The following is an 11150-nucleotide window of genomic DNA, read 5'->3' on the forward strand; positions in this document are numbered from 1 at the left end:
TTCCAGTTCTTCGCTTTCGCGTTTCCCTTTCCGGCGGCTCCAACCTTACCAGACTCTTTTTCGTTCCGTTTCCGGTTCGAATTTGAATTCTGATGACCTTTGGAATGGCCTTGCCTTTCGGCATGTCCACTACATTAACCGATTCTTCTGGCGACTCATAATCGAGTCGATGGGGTCGAATTACGGCACGCCGAATTCGCACCCGCCAGGGTGATTCGTAGGTAGTGGTTGGCCGCTTCCGGATGCTCGGGGCGGTCCGATGGACCGTACCGACAGCAGTACCCGTTTCAAGCGGCTCGGGCTACATTAGGCGGCCCCCGAGGGGGAGTCAAGTTGCGCGACGTCGTGGCACATGGGCCTTGTAGGGGCTCACCGTGGGATCTCCGTCGATCCAGAAGCGCCAGGGGTGTACGGACCCGTCGCCGCCCACTCCGGTGCGCGGGCCGCTGCGTACCTGGTCGCGGGGTGGTGGGGTGCCGTGCAGTACGACCAGCGGGGCGCCGGGGTGGGCGATGGTGTCGGTGCCGTTGAGTGCGCGGTCGATGCCGAGGGCGGTGGCCAGTCGCGCCGGGCCTTTGGCCAGTTCCTTGTCATTGCGGGCCGAGATTCGACGTTTGCGAGCGAGGTCGGCGCCGACCTGGATGTCGCCGGCACGGAGCAGAACACCGCTTGCCTTGCCCTCGGGGCCGCACACCAGGTTGAGGCAGTGCCACATGCCGTAGGTGAAGTAGACGTACGCGTGGCCGGGTGGTCCGTACATGACGCTGTTACGTGAGGTGCGGCCTCTGAACGCGTGCGATCCGGGGTCGATCTCGCCGGCGTAGGCCTCCACCTCTGTGAGGCGGAGTTCGATGGGACCGTCGGGAGTGGTGCGTACCAGGGTCCGGCCCAGGAGGTCGGGTGCCACCTCCAGTACAGGGCGGTCGAAGAAGTCGCGTGTCAGTGGAGTACGGTTCGGGCCCTCGATCATGGCCTTCGAGGGTACCGGGAACCGTCAACGGTCGTGGCGCGTATCTAGGGGTCAGGACCAAGGAGGAGTAAACATGGGCTTCAAACGGCTGCTCGCGAGCATGGGTGCCGGTGGTGCTTCGGTGGAGACCGAGCTGACCGAACTCAATGTCGTACCGGGTGGGGTCGTCCAGGGCGAGGTCCGGATCCAGGGCGGATCCGTGGATCAGCGGATCGAGGGGCTCTCCGTCGGTCTGCAGGCCCGGGTCGAGGTCGAGGGCCAGGACACGGAGACCAAGCAGGACATCGAGTTCACCAAGCTTCGGCTCGGTGGCGCGTTCGAGGCGCGGGCCGGTGCCGTGCACGTCGTACCCTTCGGGCTCGAAATTCCGTGGGAGACGCCGATCACGATGTTCGCCGGTCAGCATCTGCACGGCATGAACATCGGTGTGACCACGGAGCTGGAGATCGCGCGGGCGCTGGACTCGGGCGACCTGGACCCGATCAATGTGCACCCGCTGCCGGCCCAGCAGGCCATCCTCGACGCCTTCGGGCAGCTCGGTTTCGGCTTCCGCAGTGCGGACATGGAGCGCGGCCACATTCGCGGTACGCGCCAGCGGCTGCCGTTCTACCAGGAGATCGAGTTCTTCCCGCCGCAGCAGTACCGCGGGCTGAACCAGGTGGAGCTGACGTTCGTCGCGGACGACCGCGAGATGGACGTCGTCCTGGAGATGGACAAGAAGCCGGGGCTCTTCAGCGAGGGCAGCGACTCGTACCGCGCGTTCAAGGTCGGGCTGAACGACTTCCACGAGACCGACTGGGCGGCGTACCTCAACCAGTGGCTCGCCCAGGTCGGCGGTCGGCGCAACTGGCTCTAGGGTCGGGTGGGAGACCTGCTGACAGCAGGAGAGCGATCAGGAAAGGTGCTGACGTGACCGAGCAGAAGAGGGCGCCGCTGCCGCACGACTTCCATCCCGAGGTGCCGTCGTTCACGGTGGTGAGCGAGGACCTCACCCCCGGGGCCGTGCTGGCGGACGCCCAGGTGTTCGCGGCCGGGAACACGTCGCCGCAGCTGCGGTGGGAGGGGTTCCCGGACCGCGCCGAGAGTTTCGCCGTGACGTGTTTCGATCCCGATGCTCCGACGGGCAGCGGATTCTGGCACTGGGTGGTCTTCGACATCCCGGCCTCGGTCACGGAGCTGCCGGCCGGTGCGGGCGGCGGGAAGTTCGAAGGGCTGCCCGCCGGTGCGGTGCAGGTCCGTAACGACTACGGGTCGAAGGATTTCGGCGGTGCCGCTCCGCCGGCCGGGGAGAAGCACCGCTATGTCTTCACCGTGTACGCGGTGGACACCGAGAAGCTGGGTGTCGACAGCGATGCGTCGCCCGCGGTCGTCGGATTCAATCTGCGGTTCCATACGCTGGGCCGTGCTCAGCTGATCGGCGAGTACACGGGTCCCGCCTAACGCCCGGTGAGCCGAGAGTTCGCTTGCTGTTTGCCCTGCCCTGGTCCTGGAGAGATCAGGGCAGGGCATTTTTATTGCGTTGTCCATCACGGCCTGCCCAGCCAGAGTTGATCCGGGCCTGCCAGGGGGCGGGTGGCACACGGGAGGTGGGCGAGATGCGGGACACGCTGGTACTGAACGCGAGCTTCGAGCCGCTGTCGACGGTGACACTGAACCGTGCGGTGGTGCTGATTCTGCAGGACAAGGCCGTCGTCGAGCAGTCGCACCCCGATCTCCGTATGCGTGGCGCCGCCGTCGACATTCCGGTGCCCCGGGTGATCAGGCTCTGCCGGTACGTACGGGTGCCGTTCCGAAGACAGGCCCCGTGGTCCAGAAGGGGCGTGCTGATACGGGACCAGCACCGGTGCGCGTACTGCGGGCGGCGGGCGAGCACCGTCGACCATGTGGTGCCGCGTGCCCAGGGCGGGCAGGACACCTGGCTCAACACGGTGGCGTCCTGTGCGGAGGACAATCATCGCAAGGCGGCCCGGACGCCGGAGCAGGCGGGGATGCCCCTGCTGCGGCAGCCGTTCGTGCCGTCTCCGGCGGAGGCCATGCTGCTGGCTCTGGGGGCGGGTGAGCGGTCGGCGCTGCCGGAGTGGCTGGACCGCACCGCGGCGTAGTCGGCGTGGTGTGTGCGTGATCGACGTAATCGGTGTACGCATGTTGTCGTACCGGAAGCCGGTCTCCTGCTGGGGGCGGGCTTCCGTGTGTCAGCGGAGCAGCAGCTGGACGATGGCGACCGTGCCGACGGCGACGACGAGGACGCGCAGGACGGTGGGGCTGAGGCGGCGGCCGACCTTGGCGCCGATCTGGCCGCCGAGTGCCGAGCCGACCGCGATCAGTACGACGGCCGTCCAGTCGAAGTCCGCGACGAAGAGGAAGAAGAGCGCGGCGACGCTGTTGACGACGGCGGCCAGGACGTTCTTGACGGCGTTGAGGCGCTGCATCGTGTCATCGAGCAGCATGCCCATGAGGGAGAGGTAGATGATCCCCTGGGCGGCGGTGAAGTAGCCGCCGTAGACGCTGGCGAGCATCAGTCCGACGAAGAGGAGCGGGCCGCCGTCGGGGCGTGCGGGGGTGCCGTCGTGCTCGCGTCGGCGCTGGACCGCTTTGCTGATGCGGGGTTGCAGGATGACCAGGACGAGGGCCAGGGCCACCAGGATCGGGACGATCGTCTCGAAGGCCGTGGAGGGCAGGGTCAGCAGGAGGGCGGCGCCGGTGAGACCGCCGATCAGGGCGCCGACGGCGAGCTTGAGGACGCGGCGGCCCTGCCCCGCGAGTTCCGCGCGATAGCCGATGGCGCCGCTGACGGAGCCGGGTATCAGGCCGAGGCCGTTGGAGACGGTGGCGGTGACCGGGGGCAGACCGGTGGCGAGCAGCACCGGGAAGGTGATCAGCGTGCCCGACCCGACGATCGTGTTGATCGTGCCGGCGCTGATGCCCGCGGCGAAGACGGCGAGCATCTCCCAGGTGGTCATGTCGAATCCCCCGTGCATGATCGGTGGTTGGTGCACTGATCATGCACGAGGGCGTGTACGCGTCAGTCGACCGGGGGCTGTTCCCGGCGTTCCTTGCCGGTGTCGAATCCTGGGACGCTGTTGCCGAGGTTGCCGAAGGCTCCGCTGAGGCCCTTGAGTGCGTCGCCGATCTCGCTGGGCACGATCCAGAGCTTGTTGGCGTCGCCCTCGGCGATCTTCGGGAGCATCTGGAGGTACTGGTACGCGAGGAGCTTCTGGTCCGGGTCGCCGGCGTGGATGGACTCGAAGACCGTACGGATGGCCTGGGCCTCGCCCTCGGCGCGCAGGGCCGAGGCCTTGGCCTCACCTTCGGCGCGCAGGATCGCGGACTGCTTCTCGCCCTCCGCGGTGAGGATCGCGGACTGCCTGGTTCCTTCGGCCTGGAGGATCGCGGCGCGCTTGTCGCGGTCGGCGCGCATCTGCTTCTCCATCGAGTCCTGGATGGAGGTGGGCGGTTCGATCGCCTTGAGCTCGACGCGGTTGACGCGGATGCCCCACTTGCCGGTCGCCTCGTCGAGGACTCCGCGGAGTGCTGCGTTGATCTCCTCGCGGGAGGTCAGGGTCCGCTCCAGGTCCATGCCACCGATGATGTTGCGGAGGGTGGTGACGGTGAGCTGCTCGATCGCCTGGATGTAGCTGGCGACTTCGTAGGTCGCGGCCCTCGCGTCGGTCACCTGGTAATAGATGACCGTGTCGATGTTGACGACCAGGTTGTCCTGGGTGATCACCGGCTGGGGCGGGAAGGGCACGACCTGTTCACGGAGGTCGATGCGGTTCCTGATCGAGTCGATGAATGGAACGACGATGTTCAGGCCTGCGTTGAGCGTGCGGGTGTAGCGGCCGAAGCGCTCCACGATGGCGGCGCTGGCCTGCGGAATGACCTGGATCGTCTTGATCAGGGCGATGAAGACGAGCACCACCAGAATGATCAGGACGATGATGATCGGTTGCATCGTGTTCCTCGTTGCCCTTCGGTTGCCGACGGATCGCGATGACCGAGATCGTGGGAGGGGCCGTATGTCTGTGGCTGGACGGTCCCGATCTCATGATCATCGACATCGAGTCTGACAGAACGTGCTCTGTCGTGTGGGTGGTTCGGTCACATGACGACTGCTGTGGCACCGTCGATCTCGACGACATCGACCTGTTGGCCCGGATCGAAGCTCTGGTCCCCGTCGAGTGCGCGGGCGGACCAGATCTCTCCGGCCAGCTTGATCCGGCCGCCACTGCCGTCGACCCGTTCCAGGACGACCGCCTGACGGCCCTTCAGCGCATCGATACCGGTGGCCAGTTGGGGCCGGTCGGCACGGTGTCTGGCGGCGATCGGACGGACCACGGCGATGAGCGCCACGGAGACCACGACGAATACCAGTACTTGGGCCACGATGCCGCCGCCGAGTGCCGCGACGGCCGCTGCGGCGACCGCTCCGACGGCGAACATGCCGAACTCGGGCATCGCGGTCAGGACGAGCGGGATGCCCAGTCCCACAGCGCCGATCAGCCACCACACCCACGCGTCGATGTCCACGTGGTCATGGTAGGACCGCGGGTGCCCTCGCGGACAGGGCGCAAGCGGACGTCGCGCCGGACTGGTTCCGGCCGGGGAGGTTCCGGCCGGACCGGGTTACGGCCGGACCGGTTCTGTTCTACGGACCGGTTCTGTTCTAGGAGAGCGGGAGTCCGTGGGCCGTGTAGCGGTCGCCGGTGTGCTCGACGACCAGTGGCAGGCCGAAGCAGAGGGAGAGGTTGCGGGAGCTGAGCTCGGTCTCCATGGGGCCCGCTGCGAGCACCTTGCCCTGGCGGATCATCAGGACGTGGGTGAAGCCGGGGGCGATCTCCTCGACGTGGTGGGTGACCATGACCATGGAGGGGGCGTACGGGTCACGGGCCAGTCGGCCGAGGCGACGGACCAGGTCCTCGCGGCCCCCGAGGTCGAGTCCCGCGGCGGGCTCGTCGAGGAGCAGCAGCTCGGGGTCGGTCATCATGGCGCGGGCGATGAGGGTGCGCTTGCGCTCGCCCTCGGACAGGGTGCCGAACTTGCGGTCGAGGTACTCGGTCATGCCGAGGCGGTCGAGGAAGGCGCGGGCGCGCTCCTCGTCGACGGCCTCGTAGTTCTCGTGCCAGGTGGCGGTCATGCCGTAGGCGGCGGTGAGCACCGTCTGCAGAACGGTCTGGCGCCTGGGCAGCTTCTCGGCCATGGCAACGCCCGCGATGCCGATGCGGGGGCGGAGATCGAAGACATCGGTGCCGACGCCCCCGAGTTGTTCGCCGAGGATCTTGGCGGTGCCTGTGCTCGGGAAGAGGTAGCTGGACGCGATGTTGAGGAGGGTGGTCTTGCCGGCGCCGTTCGGGCCGAGGATGACCCAGCGCTCCCCCTCCTTGACCTGCCAGGAGACGTCGTCCACCAGAGCGCGTCCGTCGCGGACCACGGATACGTCCACCAGCTCCAGTACATCGCTCATGGCGCGTTGTCTCCCCATGCAGTGTCGAGATCGTCGCGTGCCTGTGGGCACAGCTCCCAGGGAAATCTACGCCACCGCAGGAACGCCTCAGGCGCTGGGCCCGCGTGAGGACAGGCCCCTGGTCCGTTCCCTAGGCTGTTCCCATGCTTTCGGAACCACGCTCAGGACTGCTGGCCGCTTGGGGCAACGCGCTTCTGGCGGGGCTTGTGTCGCCGGACGACGCGGCGCTCGCCATTGTCGGGGAGGACGCGGTGCACCGCGTGGAGGGACTGCCGGACGAAGCGGGGCCGGTCGGGCTCACGCTGGCGCTCGGGCGGTTGCGGGCACTGGGGGTGACCGGCTTCCGGGTCGCGCTGCCGGCCCCGGGGCATCCGCTGGGGCTGAGCGGTCCGCCGGACTTCAACGCGCGGGCGTTGGAGGCCGAGGAGGCGGTGGTCGCGTTCGGTGCGCCGTACGGGCTGGTTCCCGAGGTCCATGAGGTGGGGCCGGAGGGCGATCTGCACGTCGAGGTGGTGTGGCACTGTCTGCCCGTGCGGGAGGCGCCGCCGGCCGATGTGCCGTCGCTGGGTGAGGCGGAGCGGGAGCTCGCCGAGGCGTTGCGGGATGCGACGGCGGTGCTGTCGCGGTTGGATGTGGCGGGTTCCGGGCCGGTGGCGGAGGCGGCGGTGGATGCGTACCGCGCGCGGACGGAGCGGGGGCGCGAGGTGCTGGCTCCGGGGTATCCGCCGCGTGCGGTGCGGGTGCTGGAGCTGGCGCAGCGGGTCGGGCTGCTGATCTCGGTGGCGTACGAGAACGGGCACGGCGGGGCGGTGAGTGCGTCGGAGATCGCGGCCCGGGGGGATGCGCTGAGGCCGGTGGAGCGGGTGGCCCGGCGGGCGCAGGTTGCCGCGTACAACGCGTATGTGGAGGAGCGGGAGCGGTAGTCCTTGGGGGGGGCCGGCGGGAGCGGTTGTGCCCGGGTGTCCCGGGGTGCCGTCTTTGTCCTCGATCGCCGGACGGGCTCGAGGGTGCCGGGTGCACTCGAGGGTGCCGGGGCGCTTGACCGTGCCGGGGCGACAGGGGTGGGCTCGGGAGTGGGCTCGGGGGTGTGGGGGTCGCCGGACGGGCTCGATGTGCCCGGCCGGCGACATAGGACCGTCAGATCGGTCAGCCGTTCAGGCCGACGTTGCCGAAGGCAGGGTTGAGCAGGCCGATCACGTTGACGGTGTTGCCGACCACGTTCACCGGGACGTGCACCGGGACCTGGACGACGTTGCCGCTGACCACGCCCGGGGAGTGGGTCGCGGCACCGTGGGCGCCTGCGCCGTGGCCGGTGGCGGAGGCCGCGCCGGCACCGGCGGCGATGATTCCACCGGCGATCATGGTGACGGCAGCGGCCTTCTTCAGGTTCTTCACTTCAGGATCCTCCTAGCGTGGCTGCGGCCAGCCGCCGCAGCACCCTGGAGAACGCCTCGGAGTCGAACAGGTTGCGCCGTCCGGGTGATATCCACCCGACAGTATGAATCTCAGTCCGGAGTGAGGCGGTCCGCTTCGCTACCGGTCAGCCCGCCGCCCCGTGCCGGACGGCCCAGAGGGCCGCCTGGGTCCGGTCCGAGAGATCCAGCTTCATCAGAATGTTCGAGACGTGTGTCTTGACGGTCTTCTCGGAGAGGACCAGGGCTCGCGCGATCTCGCGGTTGGAGCGGCCGTCGGCGATGAGGCCCAGCACTTCCCGCTCCCGTTCGGTGAGGGTGCTCCCCCGGCCCGTGCCGCTGCCCGTGTCGTCCTGGGCGAGCAGGGCTCCCGCGACCTCCGGCTGGAGCAGGACGTGGCCCGCGTACACCGAGCGGATGGCGCCCGCCAGGGCGTCCGGGTCGACGTCCTTGTATACGTAGCCGGAAGCTCCGGCCCGCAGGGCGGGGACCACGGTGCGCTGCTCGGTGAAGCTGGTGACGATGAGGACCTTGGCCGGGTTCTCCAGCTCGCGGAGCTTGCGCAGGGCCTCGATCCCGTCCGTGCCGGGCATCTTGATGTCCATCAGGACGACGTCGGGACGGAGCTCCTCGGTCCTGGCCACCCCTTCCGCGCCGTCGGATGCCTCACCGACCACTTCTATGTCGTCCTGCACTTCCAGGAATGTACGCAGACCGCGGCGGACCACCTGGTGGTCGTCGACCAGCAGCACCCTGATGATCTTGTCAGCCACCGGGTACCTCCATCTCGATCGTGGTGCCCTTGCCGGGCGCCGATTCAACAGTGAGCCTTCCGCCGACCCCGCTCGCGCGGTCCCGCATCGACACCAGGCCCAGGTGGCGGCCTGCCTGCCGGGTCGCCGCGGGTTCGAAACCGCAGCCGTCGTCGGTGATCCGCAGCAGTGTGCCGCCGCCGTTCCGGGCCAGTGTGACGCCGACGCGCTCGGCGCCCGAGTGGCGCAGTGCGTTGTGCAGGGCCTCCTGGGAGACCCGGAGCAGCGCCTCTTCCTGGGCGGCCGGCAGGGCCCGTACGCCCAGGCTCTCGAAGGTGACCCGGGCCGAGTGGGCACGGTCCAGGACCTGGATCTGGGTGCGGAGGGTGGCGATGAGGCCGTCCTCGTCGAGCGCGGCCGGGCGCAGTTCGATGACGGCGGCGCGCAGTTCCTCCACGGCTTCCGCGGCGAGCGCGGCGACCTGGTGGAGCTCGCCCTTGGCGCGGGCCGGGTCGCGGTCGATCAGTGCGGTGGCGGCCTGGGCCGTCAGCCGCAACGAGAACAGCTTCTGGCTGACCGCGTCGTGCAGCTCATGGGCCAGCCGGGAGCGCTCCTCGGCGATGGTGAGCTCTCGGCTGCGTTCGTACAGCCGGGCGTTGGTGAGGGCGATCGCCGCATGCTGGGCGAGGATCGACAGCAGCTCCTCGTCCTCGGCGGTGAAACCGCAGCTGCCCTCGGGCTTGGGACAGCGCTTGTTGGCGAGGAAGAGTGCGCCGATGATCTCGTCGCCGTCCCGGATGGGCAGGCCGAGGAAATCGGACATGTCGGGGTGGGCGGCGGGCCAGCCCTCGAAGCGGGGGTCCTTGCGGACGTCGGCGAGGCGCTCGGGCTTCGCCTCGTGGAGCATCGCGGCGAGGATGCCGTGCTGCCGGGGCAGGGGGCCGATGGCCTTCCACTGCTCGTCGCTGACGCCGTCGACGACGAACTGGGCGAAGCCGCCGTGGTCGTCGGGCACGCCCAGGGCGGCGTACTCGGCGTCCAGCAGTTCGCGGGCCGAGGCGACGATCGTCTTCAGGACGTCGCGCACTTCGAGATGCCGGCTCATGGCGAGCAGTGCGGCACTCACCGCTGCGAGGCCCGACGGAGGGCGATGACTCATGGCCTCACCGTACCGGCGGGATACGGGCGCCGTATCGGCCTGTGGACGGCCGCTGATTAGGGCGCAGGGACTAGGTCCGGCCGGGGTCGGGTACGGCGGGCTCGGGTACAGCGGGTCCGGTCCGGTACGGGGTTCTACTGAGGTCCCGTACGGGGCACAGCGCGGTCCGGTCCGGGGGGCGGGGCCTGCCGGGCCAGGGGAAGGGTGTCCAGCTGCCCTCCAGGAGCCGGAGCCTCACACTCCGAATTGCTTGAGCAACCGTTGGTGAGTTTGTTACGCGGCCGATGTGAGGCCGGGCATAGGACCCACGTCACTTACGAAGCCGACTAGTGGATACATAAGTGCCACATCAGTGAGCATGGGCGCGAGCCGTCGCGTCCGAGCAAAGTCTTGATCCACTACCCGGGATCGTACGTCACACCTTTGCCACGCCATTTTGCTGACGCTAAGAATTGCTCTCGTCCCCGACGGAGATGCGAACACACCGCCTCCCGTCTTCGTCCTCCGTGAGGACTCCCGCGATTCGAAGAGGTACGTCTGCATGTCCGAGTCCAGCATCCCCGGCCGTCGCCGTCGCCTGAACAAGACCCAGAAGCTCTCCGCCGCGGGTATCTCCGCCATCGCCGTCGCCTCGCTCTCGTTCTCGCTCGTCCCCGCCAATGCCGAAGGCAAGCCCAAGGCCCAGACCCCCGAGGCCGCCGCCCCCGTGGTTCTCACTTCGGTCGCCGGTACTCCGCAGGCCAAGGCACTGCAGGCCAGCCTCATCGTGCAGCACTCGACCGCCGAGAAGCTGGTGAAGGCCGCCGACCTCGCGCGGGCCAAGAAGGCCGCCGCGGTCGAGGCGAAGGCGAAGGCCGCCGCGAAGGTCAGGGCCGCCGCCGCTGCCAAGGCCGAGGCGAAGGCCCCGGTGAAGGCCGAGGCCGTCGCCGAGCAGCGCACCGGCACGCAGGCTGCCAGCCGTTCCGAGGTCCGTACCCCGGTCTACGCCAACAACCTGGACGGCTGGATCAGGGAGGCCCTGGACATCATGAAGTCGCGCGGCATCCCCGGCTCGTACAACGGTCTGCACCGCAACATCATCCGGGAGTCCAGCGGTAACCCGAACGCGATCAACGGCTGGGACATCAACGCCCGGAACGGCGTTCCGTCCATCGGCCTGCTGCAGATCATCAAGCCGACGTTCGACGCGTACCACGTCCCCGGCACGGCCTTCAGCCAGTACGACCCGGTCGCCAACATCACCGCCGCGGCCAACTACGCCGCCGACCGGTACGGCTCGATCGACAACGTCAACAGCGCGTACTGATCGAATCCGGACGTCCTCGGACGACCTACGAATCCGCATGCGTATACGCCGAAGGGCGGCACCCCGCGCGGGGTGCCGCCCTTCGGCGTA

Annotated in this window: 13 protein-coding genes; 5 read left to right on the forward strand and 8 right to left on the reverse strand. The window is 68.6% G+C overall.

Annotation, left to right across the window (positions count from 1 at the left end):
• Positions 1-328: 328 nt before the first annotated feature.
• The gene (locus tag ACFVV1_RS40335) at positions 329-970 is read right to left on the reverse strand and encodes a DNA-3-methyladenine glycosylase (protein WP_390000518.1); all 642 of its coding nucleotides are present in this window, start codon (positions 968-970) and stop codon (positions 329-331) included.
• 73 nt (positions 971-1043) lie between these two features.
• On the opposite strand from ACFVV1_RS40335, the gene ACFVV1_RS40340 reads away from it, so the two are divergent.
• The 3 genes from ACFVV1_RS40340 (at position 1044) to ACFVV1_RS40350 (ending at position 3072) form a co-directional block, all read left to right on the forward strand.
• A complete protein-coding gene (locus tag ACFVV1_RS40340; protein WP_390000521.1) occupies positions 1044-1826 on the forward strand; it encodes a sporulation protein in 783 nt (260 codons plus the stop codon).
• A 53-nt stretch (positions 1827-1879) separates the two neighbouring features.
• Positions 1880-2410, forward strand: coding sequence for a YbhB/YbcL family Raf kinase inhibitor-like protein (locus ACFVV1_RS40345; RefSeq protein ID WP_390000524.1), 531 nt, complete (start codon positions 1880-1882; stop codon positions 2408-2410).
• Between the two features lie 155 nt (positions 2411-2565).
• Positions 2566-3072, forward strand: a complete 507-nt coding sequence (locus ACFVV1_RS40350) for an HNH endonuclease (RefSeq protein WP_093895792.1) — start codon at positions 2566-2568, stop codon at positions 3070-3072.
• Positions 3073-3162: 90 nt separating this feature from the next.
• On the opposite strand, the gene ACFVV1_RS40355 is transcribed toward ACFVV1_RS40350, so the two are convergent.
• From ACFVV1_RS40355 to ACFVV1_RS40370, 4 genes are all read right to left on the reverse strand, one after another.
• Entirely contained in the window at positions 3163-3930 is a 768-nt protein-coding gene (locus tag ACFVV1_RS40355; RefSeq protein ID WP_390000527.1) for a sulfite exporter TauE/SafE family protein, read from the reverse strand.
• Between the two features lie 62 nt (positions 3931-3992).
• A complete protein-coding gene (locus tag ACFVV1_RS40360; RefSeq protein WP_390000529.1) occupies positions 3993-4922 on the reverse strand; it encodes an SPFH domain-containing protein in 930 nt (309 codons plus the stop codon).
• A 146-nt stretch (positions 4923-5068) separates the two neighbouring features.
• Positions 5069-5497, reverse strand: a complete 429-nt coding sequence (locus ACFVV1_RS40365) for an NfeD family protein (protein ID WP_390000532.1) — start codon at positions 5495-5497, stop codon at positions 5069-5071.
• Between the two features lie 136 nt (positions 5498-5633).
• A complete protein-coding gene (locus ACFVV1_RS40370; RefSeq protein WP_390000535.1) occupies positions 5634-6431 on the reverse strand; it encodes an ABC transporter ATP-binding protein in 798 nt (265 codons plus the stop codon).
• A 143-nt stretch (positions 6432-6574) separates the two neighbouring features.
• Here ACFVV1_RS40370 and ACFVV1_RS40375 point away from each other — a divergent pair, with 143 nt between their 5' ends.
• Positions 6575-7354 (forward strand): hypothetical protein, encoded by a 780-nt coding sequence (locus ACFVV1_RS40375; protein WP_390000538.1) that lies wholly within the window; start codon positions 6575-6577, stop codon positions 7352-7354.
• Between the two features lie 223 nt (positions 7355-7577).
• On the opposite strand, the gene ACFVV1_RS40380 is transcribed toward ACFVV1_RS40375, so the two are convergent.
• From ACFVV1_RS40380 to ACFVV1_RS40390, 3 genes are all read right to left on the reverse strand, one after another.
• Positions 7578-7826, reverse strand: a complete 249-nt coding sequence (locus ACFVV1_RS40380; RefSeq protein ID WP_266745385.1) for a chaplin family protein — start codon at positions 7824-7826, stop codon at positions 7578-7580.
• Between the two features lie 145 nt (positions 7827-7971).
• Positions 7972-8616 (reverse strand): response regulator, encoded by a 645-nt coding sequence (locus tag ACFVV1_RS40385; RefSeq protein ID WP_390000540.1) that lies wholly within the window; start codon positions 8614-8616, stop codon positions 7972-7974.
• Positions 8609-9754 (reverse strand): GAF domain-containing sensor histidine kinase, encoded by a 1146-nt coding sequence (locus tag ACFVV1_RS40390; RefSeq protein ID WP_390000543.1) that lies wholly within the window; start codon positions 9752-9754, stop codon positions 8609-8611. The genes ACFVV1_RS40385 and ACFVV1_RS40390 overlap by 8 nt, the downstream gene beginning before the upstream one ends.
• Before the next feature lie 541 nt (positions 9755-10295).
• On the opposite strand from ACFVV1_RS40390, the gene ACFVV1_RS40395 reads away from it, so the two are divergent.
• Positions 10296-11060, forward strand: coding sequence for a transglycosylase SLT domain-containing protein (locus ACFVV1_RS40395; protein WP_390000546.1), 765 nt, complete (start codon positions 10296-10298; stop codon positions 11058-11060).
• The last annotated feature ends 90 nt before the right edge of the window (positions 11061-11150 follow it).

Source organism: Streptomyces sp. NPDC058092, assembly GCF_042884935.1.
GTDB lineage: Bacteria > Actinomycetota > Actinomycetes > Streptomycetales > Streptomycetaceae > Streptomyces.